Source organism: Polaribacter sejongensis, from assembly GCF_038024065.1.
Classification (GTDB): domain Bacteria; phylum Bacteroidota; class Bacteroidia; order Flavobacteriales; family Flavobacteriaceae; genus Polaribacter; species Polaribacter sejongensis.
Genome location: NZ_CP150667.1, coordinates 2,610,447 through 2,631,319 on the forward strand (window position 1 = coordinate 2,610,447; position 20,873 = coordinate 2,631,319).

Here is a 20,873-nt window from a genome sequence, read left to right on the forward strand (position 1 = left end):
ATTGAACAAAACAAGAGATATTTGGATTGCAGGTTTTGCATTATTTTCACTCTTTTTTGGGGCTGGAAATTTAATTTTACCACCAACTTTAGGCGTTAAATCTGGATCAGATTGGTGGATTGTTGTTTTAGGTTTTATCTTAACAGCCATCATTATTCCTATTTTTGCCATTTTTGCACACGCAAGATTGCAAGGTACTTTGTACGATTTTGGTAAAAAGGTATCACCTGTATTTAGCACTGTTTTTTGTTTTTTAATCTACATTATTGCAGCGGCAATTCCAAGCCCAAGAACTGCTGCAGTTACACATGAAATGGCAATTCAACCATTTTTTGACACACCACCTATTTTAACAAGTATTGTTTACTTTGTTTTAGTCTTTATTTTTGCGGTAAATCGTTCTAAAATTATCAGTTTAATCGGTAAATTTTTAACACCAATTATTGTTGCAATTCTATTAGTAATTATTGCTATCGCTACGGGTACGGCTCCCGGAACCGTAAGTCCATCAACCTTTAAAAATCCTTTTATAGATGGAATTTTAGAAGGATATCAAACTTTTGATGCTATTGCAGGTGTTGTTGTTGGTGCTGTTATTATTATCTCTTTAGATTACAGCAATCACAACACTTTTAGTGAAAAAAGAACATTGATTAGAAAAGCGGGGTATATAGCAGGAATTGGTTTGTTATTAATTTACGGAGGCTTAATTTTAAGCGGATCTTTATTCTCATCAACCTTTGCAGATGATGCTTCTAGAATAGAAATTTTATCTGGTTTAAGCACTCAGACTTTAGGTCATTACGGAACCGTTTTTTTAAGTGTCTTGGTAGCTTTAGCTTGTTTTACAACAGCAGTTGGTATTGTTACCGGAACTGCAGATTATATAAAAGGAATTTGCAACAATTCTAAAACTGCGTATATTATTACAGCAGCAATTGCATCTATTGTGGGTATTATTGTTGGAAGTTACAATGTTGGTTTTATTATAGATGTTGCGGTGCCTGCATTAATGTTTGTATATCCAATTACAATTATGCTAATTTTACTAAACGTTGTACCAGAAAAATATGCTTCTAAATTGGTTTTTAGAGGTGTTGTAATTGTAACTTTTATCTTTAGTATTCCAGATTTTTTAGGGTTTATCATTCCTAGAGAAAACTTAACCGGAGTTAAAAGTCTTATTCCTTTAGCAGAACACAGTTTAGGTTGGGTGTTGCCTGCTTTGATAGTTTTTGTTTTGTTGAATTTAATGCCAAATAAAGCTCATGAATAAACTTATTTAAGAAAAATAAATTTTAAATGATTTCTATTTTTAGCATCAAAAATTATAAACCCTAAATTGGTAATAAAATGGCTAAAAAGTATAGAAATTGCGGCTCCCATTATTTTGTAAGTAGGAATTAAAAGAAGACATAAAATTAAGTTTACAAAACAACCTATCATAAATCGATATACATTTTTTTTAAGTTGATTACTATTGATGAGGTGTTTTTCAAAAACCATTCCGAGAAAAATAAATATTGGCGACCAACTAAATATTTTTAGCGGTGTAGCGATAGAAGCATAACTTTCATTAAAAAAAGTGGTTAAAATAGAGGTTCCAAAAAATGTGTAAAATAATCCTATTAGAACTCCTAATAATAGCATGTATTTATACAAAGCACTTATTTTTTTCTGATATATATTGATATCCGTTTTATAAGACTCTGCTAAAGAAGGATATAATGCGTTAATTATTGAAAAACCAATACTCCAAGTAAGAGCTATAACCAAAAAATCGATGGTAGCGAAAAGACCTATTGCAGCATCACCAAAATAGTATTTTAAAATAAAATCATCTATAGAAATATAGAGCGATACTAATAAGTTTGAAAGTATTAAAGGATAAGAGTTTTTTAATAAATATTTTGCCATTGATATAGAAAAATATTTATTTTTAAGTCTGATAGCGGTTTTAGTAATAAAAATAAAGCCGTAAATAATTCCTTGCAATAAGAAATCAATAATTAAAAGTGATGCAAAATATTGAATTCCAAGTTGATGTTCAACGCCATAATATTGCAACAAAACAATACAAAATAAGCTTGAAATTTTACTTATAAAAATATAATTCGTTTTTTTAATAGCATAAAAATAATATTCGAAAACGTCTGTAATCCTTATAAAATAGCTAAAACCAATTAGAAAGTAGAGCCAAAATAGCTCGTTACTATTATAAAAGTAGTTGTAAATTAAAAGTCCTAGAAAAAATAAAATCCAGCTAAAAAGACGCAAGTAGAACGCAGTTACTAAAATTTCTTTTGTTTTTTTTGGATTAAAAATAATCTCTCGAATACAAATTGCAGATAATCCTAAAAATAATACAGGTGCAAAAAAGGCAATAAATGTTTCAGTAAACTTAAGTTTCCCAATATTTAAAACGCCAAGTGAATTAAAAATTTTAGGAATAATAAAGATACCAACAAGTAACTGAATTAATTTTTCGGCAATAAACCACTTTGTATTAAGAAAATCTTGTTTACTAAAAAGCACAGGTATCTATTATAGAATTGAATGTATAAAGATTAAACTTTTTTTGTAATCTTGTAACCTAAATTGTTAAAATGTCCCCAGAGTTTCTAAGGCGCTACTATATCTTAAAAATTATTACAAATCCAAAAGCTTTTGGTGTGGATAATGATTTATATGTAACGCATAAAGAACTTCAACAAAAACTACAGGATAAACAATCAGAATTTATTGAAAATGAATTTTTAAGTAAATTAAATTCCAACAGTCCAAAAACGGTTCATAGAGATTTGGATTTTATTAAAAAGGAGTTTGGCGTTCATATTTTATTAAAAAGAGGCTATGGATATTTTGTTAAAAGTGGTAATGTATCCGAAGAAATTACAGATATCTTTAATAGATGCGAGCACTTATTAATAAGTAAAAAAGCATCAGAAAATCATTCTTGTGTAGCTACAGAAAAATCTTCATTAAATAGTAAGTTAGATTTGTTAGGGCTAATTAATGCCATAGAGAACAAGTATGTAATTCATATAAGTTACAAAGGCTGGTATGATGATAATTATTTTGAAGAAATTAGTAAAAAAGCCTTCCAACCTTTACATTTAAAAGAAAAGGATAAAGCGTGGTATTTGCTTGCGTATTGCCCTTTAGATGCTAAAATTACATCATTTTGTTTAGACGAACGTTTACAGGATATTAGAATCTTTAAAAGAAAAATGTTAGCAGCAATTCCTTTTGATCATAATGCTTATTTTAAAGATGCAATTGGTATTTTAAATGATGAAACAAAAGCAGAGAAAATTATACTACAAGTTGCCAATCACCATTTAAAATATCTGATAAGCAAACCAATACACGCTAGTCAGCGTCTTATTCTTGAGCCTGTAAAATGGAATTCAGAAGCCTTAAACTATGCTGATCCTGATATTTGGGGAACGATTGAAGTTGAACTCAAACCAAATTACGAGTTTATAATGGAGATGCTAAAGTTTAACCAGTGGATTAAAATTATTTCACCAAAATCTGTGGTAGATAATTTTAAAGAACACCTACAATCTATTGTAAATTACTATAGGTAATTTTTCATAAACTCTTTTCAATTTTCACTCAAATAGACTTTGTTTGTCTTTTTGACGGTTCTATTTTTGAAAATTATAAGCTACATATGCCAGCCTTGAAATTTAAACATTCTACGAATGTGAAAAGCGAATATATTGGTTATGATTTATCTGTTATAATTAGCACCCTATTTTCTAATCCAATGAATGAAAAAGAAAAAAATACATGTTGCTTTTATGAGAGTTAAAGGTATATAAATACTAGGTTTTTAGAGTATAGAATTATTCAAAATAAAAGAAATTATAAAATTTATATTGGGGGATATAAGTTTTATAAAAATAAAGAATACGCAAAATTATCGCGTATTCTTTATTTGAAATTAATCTTTTACATAGTATATATTATTGTTAAGTCTTTTGAAAAAGGAAAATTAAAAATTGCTATGAATTGTAAAAGGGGGAAATGATGTATTCATTTCCCCCTTTTTATTTTTAAGAGTGTTTTACAACAATTTACTGACATTAATTGTTACCCACTTTTTACAATCAACTAAAACAAGGTATAGCAGTTCAATACATCGTAAATTTATGTTTTGATCGCGTTTTGTAATTAAATTTTAGATTTTATCCTACTCAACGTTTCTTGTGAAATATTAATATAAGAAGCTACAATTTTGTTTGGTAAACGTTTTACAATATTTGGATTTATCTTGAATAATTGCTTGTATCTTTCTGATGCATCTAGTGTAGTAAATGAGATCAATCTCTTAGAATTATTTACATATGCCTTTTCTAAATAGATGCTATAAAAATCTTTCCATTTAGGAACAATCGTCATAAGATGCCTAAAATCATCATGAGTAATGTATAGAAGTTCACTGTTCTCAATAACCTGAATCGTTTCTTGCGCAGGTTCATTGGTTATAAAACTAACCAGTTCTGTAGCAAACTGATTTTCAAAAGCAATATAACGTGTTACGTCTTTTCCTTCTTCATTGATATAAAATAGTCTTAAGCAACCTTTTTTTACAAAATAACTAACCTGACTATTTTTTCCATTGGAAAGCAAAATTTCATTCTTCTTTTTTTTAATTGTTTTAAAATAAGACAACACGATTTTCAAATCTTCATCATCAATATGTATATTCTTTTTTATGAAATTCGTGAGTTCTATATTGCCTGTCATCTATTTGTAGTCTCTTACAAATTTACGATAATGAATAATATCTTGTATAGATAGCACCATCAAATTATGCTCATTCGCAAACTCTAAAATGGTGTCAATTTTTGCCATTGTTCCATCATCGTTCATTAATTCACACAGTACAGCTTCTGGTTTTAAACCCGCTAATTTCATTAAATCTACGCTTCCTTCCGTATGACCTTTTCTTTCTAAAACACCATTATCTTTGGCTCTTAAAGGAAAAATATGTCCAGGTTTTGCTAAATCGTAGCTTTTAGCATTTTCTTTACTCGCAGCTTTTATTGTTGTTAACCTGTCTTTGGCAGAAACCCCTGTAGTAACGCCTTCTCTTGCCTCAATTGAAACTGTAAAAGGTGTTTGGTAGCTACTTGTATTTTCTTTTACCATATAAGGTAACTCTAATGCATCGGCTTTTTTATTAGGTAAACAAAGACAAACAATACCACTACATTTCCGAATCATAAGTGCCATTTGATTATTGGTCATATGATGTGCAGAAAATACCAAATCTCCTTCATTTTCCCTATCCTCATCGTCCATTAAGATAATTCCATTTCCATTTTGAAGATGTATAAGCGCTTTTTCTAATCGCTCTTTACTATCATTACCAAACATTCTTAATGTATCTAATTCTGTAAGTACCATTTTAAATTATATTTAATTTAGGAAAGCAAAATTAATATTGTCTCAAGTAAAATTATTTGATGTAGGTCAATAAATTTATTTATTTTTAAAATTGAATAAATTTTACATTTAGAAATAAAACGTTAAAAAATTTGTAGATACAAATATAGTAGCTAAATTTGTATTGATTAAAGAACAAAGAGTGCAGTTCGCCAAAACTAACACTCCTTGAACCTTTTTAATATTATCTTTCCGATAATACACGATAAATTAGAAAAATCCAGTTTGCAGCTGCTCTAATTAACCGTTCGTACTTGAGCCATTTCTCTCTTAGAGTTTTAGGCTCATTTTTATAAATACTCATAATCTTAAATTCCTTCTGTATAATGTGAAAAGATTTCGATTTGAATATTTAAATCAACTCTACAAATTTAAACTAAATTAATTTCAGAAGATTTATTATTAACTTATAGTTATCAACGTTTTTAACCTTATAATTAGTTAATAAAAAAAAGTTTTCACACTTTTTTACGACCAATAAACCAAACGATTCATAAATGGCAGTTCAAGACATTGTAAAATATTCCTTTAAAGAAACCTTTTCTGTAAGTACCGTTCAATTTGAAAAAGCATGTACCATAGATCATTCTGTACAACAAAACGCCTACTCTATTTATTGGATTCAAGAAGGAAAAGGAACTTACAATATCGATTTTGAACAATATACTTTTGAAGATAATGTACTATTTTTCTTATCACCCGGACAAGTTTTTACGGTAGATTCCGAGCAAATAAAAACTGCCTATAAATTAACTTTTGTGCGTGATTTTTACTGCATACAAACCCACGATCAAGAAGTGGCTTGTAACGGAATTTTGTTCAACAATATTTACGAAACTCCGTTTGTAAAACCTTGTGAAAAGGACACGGCAAAACTCAATTTTATTCTTGAGAGTTTAATAGAAGAATTTCAGCAAGATGAAACGGCACAATACGATATGTTACAATCTTATTTAAAGCAATTTATTATTTCTGCCGTTCGTGTAAAGAAGGAAAATCATGTAATTAAAGAAGACACCGAAACACGTCTTTTTAAAGATTTTAGTTTGTTGGTAGAACAGAATTTTAGAACCATGCATTCCGTAACCGAATACGCAAACAGATTAGGACTTTCGCCAAAATCGATTAGCAAGCATTTTCAGAAATTGGGCGCAAAAACACCATCAGACTTTATTAAGAATCGTATTTTATTAGAAGCAAAACGTCTATTAATTTATACTGATAAAACGGTAAAAGAAATTGCTTTCGAACTCGGTTTTAACGATCCTGCGTATTTTACACGCTTCTTTACCAAGGCTATTTCTAAATCTCCACTTCAATTTAAAAAGGATTATTAGTCGGTAATATATTTACCTCAACTTTATTATAAGAATTTTACAAAACACAAATCGACAAGGTTTGTGTTTTTTTTCGTTCAGTTTGTCATTTCGAACTTTTGAGAGAAATCTTATAAAGTTGGTTGGTGTTGTGGTATCACTGTTATGGGATTTCTCCTGTTGTCGAAATGACAAGTTTGTAGTTTATTTTCTTGGGCGTGCCCTTATCAGGTCAGGCTTTCGCAACTCGCTTTATAAAGTTTTATCAAACTTTAAAAGAGCTCAAACAACTTGCTCTATCCTTCACGCATGCATTTTTGCCAACTAATTTCCGTAGTCCAAACAGTAGGAACTTTTGTCCATTTTTAAACCTTGATGTTGGTTGCATCTTTGCAGTGTGTAACAATAACAACACAACAACAAATAATTTATCCTGCGTTAGCAGCAACTAAAAATAAGAAAAAATGGAAATTCAATTAGAACAAATAGACGTAAAAAATATTATAGAAAACAACAGCAATGTATTGTTCGATTTTTATGCAGAATGGTGTGGACCTTGTCAGACTTTATTACCAACTATCAACAAATTAGCAGACGAATTAAAAGACGATGTAGTCATCAAAAAAATAAATGTTGATGATTACCCAGAATTAGCAGCAAAGTATAGTGTAAGAAACATACCAACGTTAATTTTCTTTAAAAATGGTGAGCCTGCAGACAGACATACGGGTTTAATTACAGAAAGAAATTTAAGAAGTAAAATAGACAGACTAAAATAAGCACTGCAATCATCAAAAAAAAGACAAATTTTTAACGAGTCCTAATCAAAGGAACTTTTGTCCAATTTTCGAAGTCACTATCGGTTGCATCTTTGCAGAGTCAATTATCAGAAACGCTTTTTGAAAGCATTTCAAAAAAAACAAAAAAGTGTCATTCCCATGAAAATGGGAAACTAACTAAGAAAACAATAATTATGAAAACAATAGAAAACGCACAATGCCCTAACTGCTGGGGTTACCAAACATACGACGAGCAACACCAAGCACAACAACTTTGCGAATGCAAAGCATAACAATAAATAAGATTTAAAAATATTAATAACAAAACAATTTAAAATAAAATTATGAGCACATTTAACGTACCAACAAAAAACGAAGTATCAGAAAACAACCAAGCAATTTTTAACCAATTAGAAAAAGGACTAGGTTTTGTACCCAACTTATACGCAGCATTTGCACACAGTGAAACTGCATTAGGTAACTTTTTAGCAATAGGACAAGGTAAAACTAGTTTTTCTGCTAAAGAAAAAGAAGTAATCAACTTAGCGGTAAGCCAGGTTAACGAATGTGTGTATTGTTTATCTGCTCACACTGCAATTGGTAAAATGAATGGTTTTACAGAAGAGCAAATCTTAGAATTAAGAACAGGAAATGCTTCTTTTGACGCAAAATTAGACGCCTTAGCAAAGTTTGCAAGAAGTGTAGCACTTAATAGAGGAGCTGCAACAACAGAAGCAGTAGAAAACTTATATGCAGCAGGGTACACAAAAGGAAACCTGGCAGATGCAATTATCTTAATAGGAGAAATTACCATTACCAATTACTTTCATAAAACAACAGATGTTGCAGTAGATTTCCCTGTAGCACAAACTTTAGAAGTAGCAACAATTTAATACATAATCAATTTTAATAATAATTAGTAATACACAACAATCATGAAAAAAGTAATCGCAATTTTAGTAATAGTTTTAGGTTTCGCATTCAATACAAATGCACAAGAAGTAAAAACAGTTTCATTAGAACAAACCAAAGGTGAGTTTACTCAGAAACAACTTACATTATCTGAAGGAACTTATGTTTTTGAAGTAGCAAACAACAATGTTGGTCATAATGTAGGATTTGTTTTAGCTCCAAAAGCAGATGTAAAAGCACACATTAAAAACGCATATGTTACTGCACAAGTAAAAAATAACACCAAAGAAAGCTCTAAAGAAGTAACGCTTAAAAAAGGTGAATATGTTTATTTCTGTCCTTTAAACCCTACACCACAATATACTTTAATAGTAGAATAGTTTTCTTAATTCAAGTAGTGATTGGCGAGCAGAAATGCTCGCCTTTTTTATTAAATAAACAACCTCGTACAAATGAGTACAAGGTATGCTTACAAAATAAATATTTATCATTTCAAGGAAATCCTCAGTAAATTAAAACCTTGGCTTTTGCCCTCCTATTAAAATTTTTCTGGCACAAATGTTTGATAATCCATTGGTGGTCTTACATACGCTTTACTATCAGGTAAAGGAGGTAACTCAATTGGTTTTATGTCCATTTGTTCATAAGGAATCTTACTTAACATGTGGCTAATGCAATTTAATCTCGCCTTCTTTTTGTTATCAGAGTTTACGACAAACCAAGGAACTTGTTTGGTATCTGTATGCGCAAACATTTTATCTTTTGCTTCAGAATATTCTAACCAACGCGAGCGTGATTGTAAATCCATCGGACTAAATTTCCATCGTTTTAAAGGATTAGAAATTCTATTTTTAAAACGTTTTTCTTGTTCTTCATCACTAACAGAAAACCAATATTTTAAAACAATAATGCCAGATCTAACTAACATACGTTCAAATTCTGGACAAGAACGTAAAAATTCATCATATTCATCATTCGTACAAAAGCCCATTACTTTCTCTACTCCTGCTCTATTGTACCAGCTTCTATCAAAAAGTACAATTTCTCCTGCAGCTGGCAAATATTGCACATAACGTTGAAAATACCATTGAGATTTTTCTTTTTCAGTAGGAACACCCAAAGCAACTACTTTACAAATTCTAGGGTTTAAAGGTTCTGTAAAACGTTTTATAGTTCCTCCTTTTCCAGAAGCATCTCTTCCTTCAAAAAGGATGACTACTTTTAACCCTTGGCTTTTAACCCACTCTTGCATGTGCACCAATTCTGTGTGCAATATTTTTAATTCTTCGTCGTAATTAAATTTCTTTTTCTTAGCGCTAGCCTTCTTTTCTTTATCCATCTACGCAATCTACGAAAATTCAAAAAAATATGAAATACATTTATTTTTAGTGGTGCTATTTTAAATTAATTATAAATAATATCGCTTTAAAAAATCACTAAAAATCACATCAAAATTAAAAGTCTTATTTTTGCACTTCAATTTTTAATAGATATCAAAAACAACTATTTGCTAAACTACTATTCATATCCGCATACAACCTCTAAAGAATGGGTTACTTTTGTTCATGGAGCCGGAGGAAGTAGTTCTATTTGGTTTAAACAAGTAAGAGACTTTAGAAAACATTTTAACGTTTTAATTTTAGATTTACGTGGTCATGGAGATAGCAAACCAACACTAAAAGATACTTTTAAAGCAAAATATACTTTCGATTCTATTACAGCAGATATTGTTGAAGTAATTGATCACTTAAAAATTAAAAAATCTCATTTTATTGGTATTTCTTTAGGTACCATTTTAATAAGAAATCTTGCTGAAAAAAGACCAGAATTGGTAAAAAGCATGATTATGGGAGGTGCCATTATAAAAATGAATTTTCGCTCTCAAGTTTTAATGAAAGTTGGTAATATCTTTAAATCTGTAGTGCCTTATATGTTGCTTTACAAACTCTTTGCATTTATTATTATGCCAAAGAAAAATCATAAAAACTCTCGATTACTGTTTGTTAACGAAGCGAAGAAATTATATCAAAAAGAATTTTTACGTTGGTTTAAATTAACATCAGAAATCAATCCTTTACTCCGTATTTTTAGAACAAAAGATATTAAAATCCCTACATTATATGTAATGGGAGCCGAAGATCATTTGTTTTTACCTTCTATAAAAAACATCGTTTCAAAACATGTAACTGCATCACTTTTTGTAATTGAAAATTGCGGTCATGTGGTAAATGTAGAACAGCCAGAAATGTTTAACAACCAAACAATCCGTTTTATTACATCTTTATAATTACATTCATTTAATTCCGTGTAAAACACTTTTTTAATAGATTTTTATGAGGTATATTTACCTTATAAACATTTTTATTATGAATCAGATAATTACATTTGGAGAGGTTTTAATGCGAATTTCACCTTCAGGAAACAAAAAATTTATTCAATCTAACCAAGTAGAATTTTATTTTGGTGGTACCGAATTAAATGTTGGTATTTCTGTAGCCAATTTTGGACAAGATGTAAAACATATTTCATGTGTTTCTGATGATTTTATAGGTGATACAGCAATTTCTTTTCTAAGAAAATTTGATGTTAGTACTTCTGCAATTGTTCGCTCTAGCAGACCTTTAGGTGTTTATTTTTTAGAAGTTGGTGCTGTTATGAGACCGAGCTCTATTTCTTATAATAGATCGCATTCTTCTTTTTCTGAAATTCAACCAGAAATGGTAGATTGGGAAAAGTCTTTAAAAAAAGGAAAATGGTTTCATTGGACAGGTATCACTCCTGCGCTTTGTAAAGGTGGTTATGAAACTTTAAAAGAAGGATTAATTCTTGCCCAAAAAAAAGGTATGGGAATTTCTGTGGATCCAACGTACAGAAGTGGGTTATGGAAATGGGGAGGTATTCCAAAAGAAGTTTTATCTGAATTAGTGAATTATTCTACCGTTTTTATTGGTGGTGTTAACGAAATTAATGAACTTTTAGAAACCAATTACTCTTACTCTAACGACGATTTTATTGAGGCTAGTAAACAGTTAATGGAAACATATCCTACCATAGAAAAAGTGTTCGATAAAATTAGAACTTCTATCAATTCTTCTTGGCATAAAATTAGAGCGAGAATGTGGAATGGTAAAGAATTTAAAGAAACTCAAGATTTAGACATTACGCATATTGTAGACAGAATTGGAACTGGTGATGCTTTTGCAGCCGGAATAATACATGGTCTACAAAAACTTGATGACTATAAAGCGATGCAATTTGGTAGTGCTGCTTGCGCCATTAAGCATACCTATTTAGGTGATATTAATTACGCAAACGAAAAAGAAGTAATGAGTATTCTAGAAGGAAACACTACTGGAAGATTACAGCGATAAATAATAAAAAGTACAGACTAATAGTTAATAAAGATAAATTTATCCTTATTAACTATTAGGAAAGGTTAAATAAAAACAAGATATTTGCGCCGTGAAAATAGCAGCAATCTTTTTATCGTTATTCTTGCTTTCTAAGCCCTTACTTCCATTATTGGAGTATGCTGCCTTTTACGATTATATTAAAAACGAACTTTGTGAAAACAAAGATGCTCCAGAGTTACAATGTAACGGAAAATGTCATTTAGCAAAACAGATTGTTAAGGCAGGAGATTCTGAAAGTGGTAATGAAAAAAACCAATCTTTTAAAGTAGAAATTTCTATTGTTTATTTTCAAGAAACAACTCACAAAGAATCTTTTCTTTTGTCTAAAGACGAAAATTTAAAAATAAGTACTTCATATAATAACACCTATAAATTCCATTATACGGATGTTGTTTTTCACCCACCACTCGTTTAATTTCTTCATACTAAGAAACACAATACACCAAATAATTGGTGCTTAATTAATTCAATTAGGCTTCTAGTTATATGCTATCAATTAGAAATAATTAATAGTAAAAAACAACGCACAGTTAAGTTTTTTTTTAAAACAAAAGCTTTTACGCAGTGCTTGGTAAGTGTGTTTCTTAACGATTTCTTTTTAGTAGTAAAAATGCAATTATAGCAATTGTGTTTAGCTGATAATGTGCAATATACTTTCTTAAAAACGAGTAATTATTCATCTATTTGCTGCTACTAGTTTTTCAACAGTTTTTTAATAAAACAGTCCTAAAATAATGAAACATTTACAGATAATTGTAATTGCAATTTCTATTGTAATAACTTCTTGTACGCTAGATAAAACCGATTACGAGGCGGAATTAATTGTAGAGACAACAGAATATATTGAATTCGAAGAAGTAACTATCGCAAATAATGAAGATTATAGCATTAGCATAGAAGCTTTAAATGGTACTTTATATAAAGGTTATAATGAAGTTCATCTAAAAGTCATCAACTTAAAAACTGGTGGAAGTATCGAGAATTCAGAAATTACCTTTTTACCAATTCTGACCGATGCAAATGGAAACAAATCTTCTTGTCCGCATGAATATAATCTAACATACAATGCAACCGAAGGATATTACAAAGGATATGTTGTATTTACAAATGAGAGTAGTTCTACAGTAGATTGGCAATTATATATCGGTTTTAACGATAATAACGAAACACAATCTATAGATGAAATTATCACTGTAGAAACGCAAACAAATATGAACCTTAACATGACCGCATTTACAGGTAATGATGATGAACAATATTTTATTGCTTTAGTTGCACCTCAGAGTCCGAGTGTTGCTCAAAATGATTTGGTTGCAGGTATTTACAAATACAATAAACCAACTAGTGTTGCAGGAGATTTTCCTGATATTTCACAGTTTTCGTATTCTATTGTAGAAAATCATACGTTGTTATTAGATCCAAGAATGCCAGAACCTTCTATGGGAAATCATTCATCACTTTATAATGAAGATTTAACACAAGAAAGCGATGAATTGTATCATGGTGTTGTGAATTACACAATGACAGGAAATTGGACGTTGAATTTTATTTTTAAGGATGAAAATCAACAAATAATAAAAGGAACAGAAGTTTCTACCGAATTTACTCCTGGAATTGAAGGAGAAAGAGGTGAACTTCACATTGATATCTTATTTTAATATATGAAAGGAATAACGATAGCAATCCTATTATTAGCCACTTTGGCAAATGCACAGACTGTTGAGAAAAAAAAAGATAGTTTAGGAGGCATCTTAGATGAAGTAATAATTATAGCCGCTAAAAAAAAGAAAATAGAAACAGACATGAAAATGGCAGTTTCTGTAGATGAATTTTTAGCTTCTTCAGACAACATCAGTTTTATTAAACGTGGTGCCTATGCATGGGAACCGCTGCTTAATAATATGAGCACAGAACGTTCTATAATTACCATAGATGGTATGCATGTTTTTGGAGCTTGTACCGATAAAATGGATCCGGTAACGTCTTATGTAGAAAGTAATAATTTATCTGATATTGATATAAAATCAGGACAAGAGGGTAGTTTGCACGGAGCAACAATTGCTGGTAGCATCGATTTGAAAAGGAAAAGTACCGCATTTACAATTGGGGAGAATTACAAAGGTGCTTACCAAACAGGATTCGAGTTTAACAACAAACAGTTTTTTAACCTTGCAAACGCCTCTTATTCTAGTGACAAATTAGTAGTAGATGGAAGTATCTCTAACAGAAAAGCAGAAAACTATACTGACGGTAATAATGACGAAGTACAACATTCTCAGTTCGAAAAATTGAATGCTTCTTTAGGAGTTGCTTACAAAACGAGTGATTTATCATCTCTAAGAGTAGATGCAATTTTTGATAGAGCTAAGAATGTTGGTTTCCCTGCATTACCAATGGATTTGTCATTATCTAGAGCATTAATTACATCGGTTTCCTACAAGCAATTTTTCGAAAAAGGAATTGTAAAAGTATGGGATACTAAACTGTATTTTAATGCGGTTGAACATTATATGGATGATACAACCAGACCAGAAAATTTAGTTCATATGGATATGCCTGGTTGGAGTACAACATATGGTTTGGTATCTAAAGTAAATCTTCAAAAAGACAATTTATCTTCAGAAGTGCAACTGAATGCCTACAACAATTTATCTATTGCAGAAATGCGTATGTATCCACAAGACAGAAGTGAGCGAACCATGTTTGCATATAGCTGGCCTTGGGTTACAACAACCTATGCAGGTATTTCTATGAGCAATTTATGGGACATTTCTGATACAAGTCAATTAAGTTTTGGAGGTTCTTTAGGTGTCAATTACAATTATTCTAAATACGTAGAATTCAATTGGATTTTTCACCCAGGAACGCCACAAGAAAAAACAAGATTTTTACCAAGTTTGAATGCAAGTTATCATTTAAATGTAGGAGATTTTGATTTTTCTGTTGGTGGTGGTTATGGTCATAGAGCGCCTTCTGTTTCCGAAGCTTATGGATATTATATCTACAACAGTTTCGATCGGTACGATTACATCGGAAATCCAGATTTAAAGAATGAAATTTCTTATGAAACCAATATAAGTGCTGGTTTTAAAAATGAAAAAATGAGTGTAAATGCCAAAGTAAACTACTTTTATATTGAGAATTATATTATCGGAAAAATTTTAAGTTTAGGAAGCCCAATGAACTATCAGTCGGTTGGAGTAAAAGGATATACGTCTTTAGACTATGCAACACTTTTTAATTTTTCTTTAAATACAAACTACTCTATTTTAGATAATTTACATTGGAAAGGAACGCTAACCTATGCTAGAGGTTTAGATGACAGTCAAAATAACCTACCATTTATACGTCCGTTAAGTTATCAAACTTCATTGCATTTTTCTCATAAAAAGTTCAGTTTTAGCACTTCACTTAATGGAGATTTTGATCAGAAACATTACAGTCCGGAATATGGAGAAGATGAAACACCTTCATACAAAAATTGGAATGTTTCTGCAGATTATACTTTTTACATCAATAATTACAAAACAGTTTTTCAAGTAGGTGCAGAAAACTTGTTTAACGAATATTACAGCACCTACGCAGATTGGGGAAATATCCCAAGAATGGGACGTAACATTTTTACGTCTTTAGAAATCAATTTTTAAACAAACACAATCAATTAAAATTAATACCAATGAAAAATTTAAAAAAATATCTTTTAGCATCACTTATATCATTATCAATCATTTCTTGTAGTGAAGACAGTATTCCTGTTGCAAATAATGTAACACTAGAGTTTAACAACACATTCAATGAAACTACTATTGTTTTAGGAGACCAAACATCTGCAGAAGCAACAATAAATACTTCTTCAGAAAATCAAACACATCATTTTGAAGAACTAAAATATGTAATTAGCAACATTCGTCTTATAGATGTAGAGGGTAATGAGTTTCCTTATAACGTAAATAATTTAGATGAAGGAGCAACTATTATAGATCAATCTAAAACAGCAACTTTACAATATGTTTTAACAGATATTCCTACGGATGAATACACGCAGATAAAATTTGGATTAGGAGTAAAATCTGAATTAAATACTTTAAATGAAGAACAATTCCCTAATTTTTATGCAGCAGCAGGAGCAAATGATACAGAAATGCATTGGGAATGGGGAACAGGTTACCGTTTTACAAAAATTGAAGGTTTTTATGGTACAGAAAACAATGAATTATCTTTTCACTCTGGAAGTACTGTTGAAGGTACAAGCGGAGAAGAAAGTACTTACACACAAGGTGTTGATGCTTATAGAGATATTACATTAGATCTTTCTACATCTGCAGTTGTTGGTAATAATGCACCAACAATTAAAATTAAAGCAGATTTTGATAAATTTTTAAGCGGAGAAAGTAATACTATAACATTAGTTTCTACGGAAGATATTACAAACAATGCTACGCCAAGTGCTCATACAGCTACAGAAATGATGAAATTTGTAGATAATATTGGAGGTAATGGAGGTACAGATATTGAAGGAATGTTCTCTATAGAAAGTGTAGAAAACTAAACCTAAAAATAGAGCTGTCTTAAATTTTACTTACGATAGCTCTATTTTCTCTTTTTAAATATTTAAAATGAAAAAAATACTACTGAGTTTCTTTATCATACAGCTAATTTCATCTTGTACTAAAGAAGATGTCTATGAGCCTTTTATTTTTGACAACCCAGAAATAGAAATAAGTATTCCGGTAAATTTCCCAGAATTAAATACTTCATTTTATGCCAACGTTCCTACAAAATATGGAGTTGAATTAGGTGAAAAATTATTTAATGAAAAGAGGTTAAGTGCAGATAATACAATTTCTTGTTCTAGTTGTCATATGCAAGAAAATGCTTTTGCAGATCATAACGAAAAAGGAATTGGTATAGAAGGTAGAATAGGGCTACGTAACGCACCTCCTATTCAAAATATGGCATTTATGCAATTTTATAATTGGGATGGAAATAAACTGGTTTTAGAAAACCAACCGTTAGTTCCTATTATTACTTTCGTAGAAATGGATTCTTCTATTTTAGAGGTTATTGGCAAAATTGAAAATGAAGAAGAATATCTAAATTTATTTTACAATGCTTTTGGTTATAAAGAAATTACTGCCGATAGAATTTATAATAGTATTGGTCAGTTTGAATATACATTAATTTCTGCCAATAGTAAATATGATAAAGTAAAGAGACAAGAGGGAGAAGAATATACCGATGAAGAAGCACAAGGATATCAAACTTTTCAAGACAAATGTGCAAGTTGCCATAGTTCCGAATTGTTTACAGACCAAAGTTTTAGAAACATTGGCTTCCCTATTAATCCTGATTCAGAAGAAGGCGGACGCTCTAGAGTTACCGGAGAAATAGATGATTATATGCGTTTTAGAGTACCTTCTTTACGTAACATAGAATACACTGCTCCTTATGGAAGTTTTGGACAATTTGCTACTTTAAAAGAAGTCTTAGATTATTTAGACAATGGTGTTTTAGATGCCGATAATTTAGATCCTATTTTAAAAGATAACGGAAATAGAATTCCACTTACAGAAAACGAAAAAGAGAACCTTATTTCATTTCTAAACACCTTAAGTGATACTGATTTTATAACAAAATAACAGATGTAAGAATCTGAAATAAATTCCGATAAACAAAAAAAAGCGAGCCGTAAAACTCGCTTTTTATATTTAATATAAGATTTAACCTTGCATTATATCTTCAATCTCATCTGCTTCAATAGGAATGTTTCCCATTAAATTAAACGGCTCTCCTTTTTCTTGAATCACAACATCATCTTCTAAACGAATACCAAAACCTTCTTCCGGAATATAAATTCCTGGTTCTACTGTAAACACCATATTTGCTTCCATTGGTTTGTGTAATAAACCATAATCATGCGTATCTAAACCAATATGATGGCTCGTTCCGTGCATAAAGTATTTCTTATATGCAGGCCAATCTTTTGGTGCATTTTGTACATCAGCTTTGTCTAACAAACCTAACTTCAATAATTCAGAAGTCATAATATCACCAACTTCAACATGATATTCTTTCCACAAAGTTCCAGGAACCAATAATTTTGTAGCCTCCTTTTTAACGTAATTTACAGCATTATAAACTGCCTTTTGTCTATCGGTAAACTTACCAGAAACAGGTATTGTTCTTGTTAAATCACTTTTATAATTAGCATATTCTGCGGCAACATCTAATAAAATTAAATCTCCACTTTTACACTCTCTATTATTCTCCATATAATGCAAAACATTTGCACTATTTCCAGAAGCTATAATTGGCGAATATGCAAACCCTTTAGATCTGTTTCTTGCAAACTCATGCAATAACTCAGCTTCTATTTCATATTCCCAAACACCAGGTTTTACAAAATCTAAAATTCTACGGAAACCTTTTTCTGTAATATTACACGCCTTTTGCATTAAATCCAATTCAATTTGGTCTTTAACAGCACGTAATTTATGTAAAATAGGGCTGCTTTTAGCAACTGAATGTGCAGGATATTTTGCCAATAACCATTTTGTAAAACGATCTTCACGAGTTTCCGTTTCTACATTTGCTCTATAATGTTCGTTGGTATTAATGTAAAAAGTGTCTGCATAAGTAGACAGTTCAAACAAAACTTTTTCTAAATCTTGTAACCAATAAACCGTTTTAATTCCGCTTGTTTCAAAAGCAGCTTCTTTGGTTAATTTTGCTCCTTCCCAAACCGCAATATGATCATTTGTTTCTCTAACAAATAAAATTTCTCTAAGATCTTCATTAGGGCAATCAGGAAACAAAAACAATACACTTTCTTCTTGATCTACACCACTTAAATATAAGATATCTCTGTGTTGTTCAAAAGGCATTGTACTATCTGCACTAATCGGATAAATATCATTAGAATTAAAAATAGCCAAACTATTTGGCTTCATTGCAGCAGCAAAGTTTTTTCGATTTTTTATAAATAATTTTGAGTCTATTTTATCGTATTTCATACTGATGAATTTATGTTGAAATACAAAGGTAGCAATATTTCGGTGGCTACAAATTCAACACTCATAAAATATAAAAATCTCTTACTACAAGTTTGTATTTTACAATTTAACTCTATACCCAAAACTAAAAACGTCCCTTATAATTATTGTTTTTTTGGGCGTTCGATCGGGATTGTAATTTATCTTGAGCGAAGACGAAAGGGATGACTACTACCTTAATCAAAAGGAAATACCATAATTATACTTTACTAATCTAAAGGACGATAGGAGAAATCTCATAACAGTGATCACACAAAACTGAGCCACAATACTTGTCATTTCGAAGTATTGAGAAATCTCATAACAGTGATAAAATAAACCTATACATCAAACTTTATGTGGTTTCTCAATCGCTTAAAAAAGCTCATTTCGAAATGACATACTTGGTAGTTATTGAGTGTATGAATACTTCTTTAAAAGTAAAAATCCTACAAGGTTAACAACCTTGTAGGACAATAAAACTTATGTAAACTAGAGATACTAGTCTCTAAAACGCTTCTTCTTAGGTGCTCCAGTTCTTCCTCTTCCAGAAGTAGAACCTGCTGGTTTATTTCCTTTAAAATGAGGTTTATTTTTTGGCTTGTCTCCTTGAGAAGAACCACCATTTGAAGATCTAGTTTTCTTACCAAAAGATCCTTTGCTTTGTGTTGCTGCCCTTTTAGGTGCCGCAGTATCAGTAGGCTCAAAACCTGCTACAATAGAAGTGTTTAACTTCTCTTTTAATAATTTTTCAATTTCATTTTGGTATTCAGTTTCTTCACTACAAACTAAAGAAATTGCTTCTCCAGCTGCTCCTGCCCTACCCGTTCTACCAATTCTATGCACATAATCTTCTGGTACATTTGGCAACTCAAAGTTAATAACGTGAGGTAATAAAGGAATATCTAAACCACGTGCTGCAATATCTGTTGCAACTAATGCTTTAATAGTGTTTTCTTTAAAGTTTCTTAATGCTTTTGTTCTTGCACCCTGACTCTTATTTCCGTGAATTGCTGCAGCAGAAATTCCTGCTTTAATCAATTTCTCGGTTAATTTGTTAGCTCCATGCTTGGTTCTTGTAAAGATTAAAACTTGGTTCCAATTTCCGTCTTTTATCAACTTAATCGTAAACTCTGTTTTTTGGCCTTTATCAACTTTATAAACATTATGAGTTACTTTTTTGGCTGTAGAATTTTGAGGTTCAGCTTCTACAGAGACAGGATTATTTAAAATACCTGATGCTAATTTTTTAATATCAGCAGAAAAAGTTGCCGAAAACATCAAATTCTGACGCTTTGCAGGCATAAAACTAATCAGTTTATTTAAGTCTCTAGCAAAACCCATGTCTAACATTCGATCTGCTTCGTCTAAAATTAAAACATCAATTCTGTTAAAAGAAACTGCTTTCTGACTGTGTAAATCTAATAATCTACCTGGTGTTGCTACCAAAATATCTACACCACTTCTTAGGGTTGCTATTTGTGGTTTTGCGTTTACACCACCAAAAATTACAGCAGATTTTATATTTACATATTTACTATACTCTCTTACATTATCGTGTACTTGCGCCGCCAATTCTCTTGTTGGCGTTAACACTAACGCTCTTAAAGGTCTATATTTTGGGTGCTTTGTTTCAGCTAAATGTTGTAAAACTGGTAATGTAAAACCAGCTGTTTTTCCTGTTCCTGTTTGTGCAGAAGCTAAAATGTCTTTACCTTCTAAAATATGTGGAATTGCTTTTTCTTGTATTGGGGATGGTTTGGTATATCCTTTTTCTTCAACCGCTTTTACTAATGCAGCGGATAAACCTAAATCTTTAAATGTCATAAAAATACTTTTTTGAATGCAACTTTATGTAGTTGTTTCAGCCTACAAAGATACGTTGTTTAAAATTGAAGTTGAATTTTTCTTAAAATTCCTTTTTATGTTAATTTTTTTGATATTGATTTTACATGTAGTAAT

19 protein-coding genes are annotated in these 20,873 nt (G+C 30.7%); 13 read left to right on the forward strand and 6 right to left on the reverse strand.

Annotation, left to right across the window (positions count from 1 at the left end; translation table 11 throughout):
- Position 1: 1 nt before the first annotated feature.
- Positions 2 to 1,276, forward strand: coding sequence for a branched-chain amino acid transport system II carrier protein (brnQ, locus tag WHD08_RS10900; RefSeq protein WP_208890818.1), 1,275 nt, complete (start codon positions 2 to 4; stop codon positions 1,274 to 1,276).
- Between the two features lie 2 nt (positions 1,277 to 1,278).
- Here the strand turns inward: brnQ and WHD08_RS10905 are convergent, their stop codons facing one another.
- Complete coding sequence (locus tag WHD08_RS10905) at positions 1,279 to 2,535, reverse strand: flippase (RefSeq protein ID WP_208890817.1); 1,257 nt, start codon at positions 2,533 to 2,535, stop codon at positions 1,279 to 1,281.
- A 71-nt stretch (positions 2,536 to 2,606) separates the two neighbouring features.
- Between WHD08_RS10905 and WHD08_RS10910 the strand changes: the two genes are divergently transcribed.
- Positions 2,607 to 3,593, forward strand: a complete 987-nt coding sequence (locus WHD08_RS10910; protein WP_208890816.1) for a helix-turn-helix transcriptional regulator — start codon at positions 2,607 to 2,609, stop codon at positions 3,591 to 3,593.
- Positions 3,594 to 4,182: 589 nt separating this feature from the next.
- Here WHD08_RS10910 and WHD08_RS10915 read toward each other — a convergent pair.
- Both WHD08_RS10915 and ribB read right to left on the reverse strand, forming a co-directional pair.
- Positions 4,183 to 4,758 (reverse strand): Crp/Fnr family transcriptional regulator, encoded by a 576-nt coding sequence (locus WHD08_RS10915; protein WP_208890815.1) that lies wholly within the window; start codon positions 4,756 to 4,758, stop codon positions 4,183 to 4,185.
- On the reverse strand, positions 4,759 to 5,421 hold the full coding sequence (ribB, locus tag WHD08_RS10920) for a 3,4-dihydroxy-2-butanone-4-phosphate synthase (RefSeq protein ID WP_165731565.1): 663 nt from the start codon (positions 5,419 to 5,421) through the stop codon (positions 4,759 to 4,761).
- A 536-nt stretch (positions 5,422 to 5,957) separates the two neighbouring features.
- On the opposite strand from ribB, the gene WHD08_RS10925 reads away from it, so the two are divergent.
- The 4 genes from WHD08_RS10925 (at position 5,958) to WHD08_RS10940 (ending at position 8,847) form a co-directional block, all read left to right on the forward strand.
- Positions 5,958 to 6,797, forward strand: coding sequence for a helix-turn-helix domain-containing protein (locus WHD08_RS10925; protein WP_208890814.1), 840 nt, complete (start codon positions 5,958 to 5,960; stop codon positions 6,795 to 6,797).
- A 443-nt stretch (positions 6,798 to 7,240) separates the two neighbouring features.
- Positions 7,241 to 7,555: a thioredoxin gene (gene trxA, locus WHD08_RS10930; RefSeq protein ID WP_165731563.1), complete on the forward strand. Its 315-nt coding sequence runs from the start codon at positions 7,241 to 7,243 to the stop codon at positions 7,553 to 7,555.
- Between the two features lie 344 nt (positions 7,556 to 7,899).
- On the forward strand, positions 7,900 to 8,448 hold the full coding sequence (locus WHD08_RS10935; RefSeq protein WP_208890813.1) for a carboxymuconolactone decarboxylase family protein: 549 nt from the start codon (positions 7,900 to 7,902) through the stop codon (positions 8,446 to 8,448).
- A 42-nt stretch (positions 8,449 to 8,490) separates the two neighbouring features.
- Positions 8,491 to 8,847 carry a cupredoxin domain-containing protein gene (locus tag WHD08_RS10940; protein WP_165731561.1) on the forward strand — a complete coding sequence of 119 codons (357 nt, stop codon included), beginning with the start codon at positions 8,491 to 8,493 and terminating at the stop codon, positions 8,845 to 8,847.
- Positions 8,848 to 9,005: 158 nt separating this feature from the next.
- Here WHD08_RS10940 and ppk2 read toward each other — a convergent pair whose 3' ends face one another.
- Positions 9,006 to 9,806 carry a polyphosphate kinase 2 gene (gene ppk2 / locus WHD08_RS10945; RefSeq protein ID WP_208890812.1) on the reverse strand — a complete coding sequence of 267 codons (801 nt, stop codon included), beginning with the start codon at positions 9,804 to 9,806 and terminating at the stop codon, positions 9,006 to 9,008.
- A gap of 168 nt (positions 9,807 to 9,974) precedes the next feature.
- Here ppk2 and WHD08_RS10950 point away from each other — a divergent pair, with 168 nt between their 5' ends.
- The 7 genes from WHD08_RS10950 to WHD08_RS10980 all read left to right on the forward strand — a co-directional run bounded on the left by WHD08_RS10950 (position 9,975) and on the right by WHD08_RS10980 (position 17,519).
- On the forward strand, positions 9,975 to 10,754 hold the full coding sequence (locus tag WHD08_RS10950; RefSeq protein ID WP_165731559.1) for an alpha/beta fold hydrolase: 780 nt from the start codon (positions 9,975 to 9,977) through the stop codon (positions 10,752 to 10,754).
- A gap of 79 nt (positions 10,755 to 10,833) precedes the next feature.
- A complete protein-coding gene (locus WHD08_RS10955; protein WP_208890811.1) occupies positions 10,834 to 11,838 on the forward strand; it encodes a sugar kinase in 1,005 nt (334 codons plus the stop codon).
- 91 nt (positions 11,839 to 11,929) lie between these two features.
- A complete protein-coding gene (locus WHD08_RS10960) occupies positions 11,930 to 12,295 on the forward strand; it encodes a hypothetical protein (RefSeq protein WP_208890810.1) in 366 nt (121 codons plus the stop codon).
- 319 nt (positions 12,296 to 12,614) lie between these two features.
- Entirely contained in the window at positions 12,615 to 13,538 is a 924-nt protein-coding gene (locus WHD08_RS10965; protein ID WP_208890809.1) for a hypothetical protein, read from the forward strand.
- A gap of 3 nt (positions 13,539 to 13,541) precedes the next feature.
- A complete protein-coding gene (locus WHD08_RS10970; protein WP_208890808.1) occupies positions 13,542 to 15,527 on the forward strand; it encodes a TonB-dependent receptor plug domain-containing protein in 1,986 nt (661 codons plus the stop codon).
- Positions 15,528 to 15,556: 29 nt separating this feature from the next.
- Complete coding sequence (locus WHD08_RS10975; RefSeq protein ID WP_208890807.1) at positions 15,557 to 16,429, forward strand: MbnP family protein; 873 nt, start codon at positions 15,557 to 15,559, stop codon at positions 16,427 to 16,429.
- Positions 16,430 to 16,496: 67 nt separating this feature from the next.
- Complete coding sequence (locus WHD08_RS10980; RefSeq protein WP_208890806.1) at positions 16,497 to 17,519, forward strand: cytochrome-c peroxidase; 1,023 nt, start codon at positions 16,497 to 16,499, stop codon at positions 17,517 to 17,519.
- An 81-nt stretch (positions 17,520 to 17,600) separates the two neighbouring features.
- Here the strand turns inward: WHD08_RS10980 and WHD08_RS10985 are convergent, their stop codons facing one another.
- Complete coding sequence (locus tag WHD08_RS10985; protein WP_208890805.1) at positions 17,601 to 18,893, reverse strand: aminopeptidase P family protein; 1,293 nt, start codon at positions 18,891 to 18,893, stop codon at positions 17,601 to 17,603.
- 519 nt (positions 18,894 to 19,412) lie between these two features.
- Positions 19,413 to 20,738 carry a DEAD/DEAH box helicase gene (locus WHD08_RS10990; RefSeq protein WP_165731551.1) on the reverse strand — a complete coding sequence of 442 codons (1,326 nt, stop codon included), beginning with the start codon at positions 20,736 to 20,738 and terminating at the stop codon, positions 19,413 to 19,415.
- Between the last annotated feature and the right edge of the window lie 135 nt (positions 20,739 to 20,873).

Coding starts and splice junctions, on each gene's coding strand:
- ppk2 (WP_208890812.1), bottom strand. CDS start 9,806: ATGGATAAAGAAAAGAAGGCTAGCGCTAAGAAAAAGAAATTTAATTAC.
- WHD08_RS10955 (WP_208890811.1), top strand. CDS start 10,834: ATGAATCAGATAATTACATTTGGAGAGGTTTTAATGCGAATTTCACCT.
- WHD08_RS10935 (WP_208890813.1), top strand. CDS start 7,900: ATGAGCACATTTAACGTACCAACAAAAAACGAAGTATCAGAAAACAAC.
- trxA (WP_165731563.1), top strand. CDS start 7,241: ATGGAAATTCAATTAGAACAAATAGACGTAAAAAATATTATAGAAAAC.
- WHD08_RS10985 (WP_208890805.1), bottom strand. CDS start 18,893: ATGAAATACGATAAAATAGACTCAAAATTATTTATAAAAAATCGAAAA.
- WHD08_RS10970 (WP_208890808.1), top strand. CDS start 13,542: ATGAAAGGAATAACGATAGCAATCCTATTATTAGCCACTTTGGCAAAT.
- WHD08_RS10915 (WP_208890815.1), bottom strand. CDS start 4,758: ATGACAGGCAATATAGAACTCACGAATTTCATAAAAAAGAATATACAT.
- ribB (WP_165731565.1), bottom strand. CDS start 5,421: ATGGTACTTACAGAATTAGATACATTAAGAATGTTTGGTAATGATAGT.
- WHD08_RS10980 (WP_208890806.1), top strand. CDS start 16,497: ATGAAAAAAATACTACTGAGTTTCTTTATCATACAGCTAATTTCATCT.
- WHD08_RS10910 (WP_208890816.1), top strand. CDS start 2,607: ATGTCCCCAGAGTTTCTAAGGCGCTACTATATCTTAAAAATTATTACA.
- WHD08_RS10990 (WP_165731551.1), bottom strand. CDS start 20,738: ATGACATTTAAAGATTTAGGTTTATCCGCTGCATTAGTAAAAGCGGTT.
- WHD08_RS10925 (WP_208890814.1), top strand. CDS start 5,958: ATGGCAGTTCAAGACATTGTAAAATATTCCTTTAAAGAAACCTTTTCT.
- WHD08_RS10975 (WP_208890807.1), top strand. CDS start 15,557: ATGAAAAATTTAAAAAAATATCTTTTAGCATCACTTATATCATTATCA.
- WHD08_RS10965 (WP_208890809.1), top strand. CDS start 12,615: ATGAAACATTTACAGATAATTGTAATTGCAATTTCTATTGTAATAACT.
- WHD08_RS10940 (WP_165731561.1), top strand. CDS start 8,491: ATGAAAAAAGTAATCGCAATTTTAGTAATAGTTTTAGGTTTCGCATTC.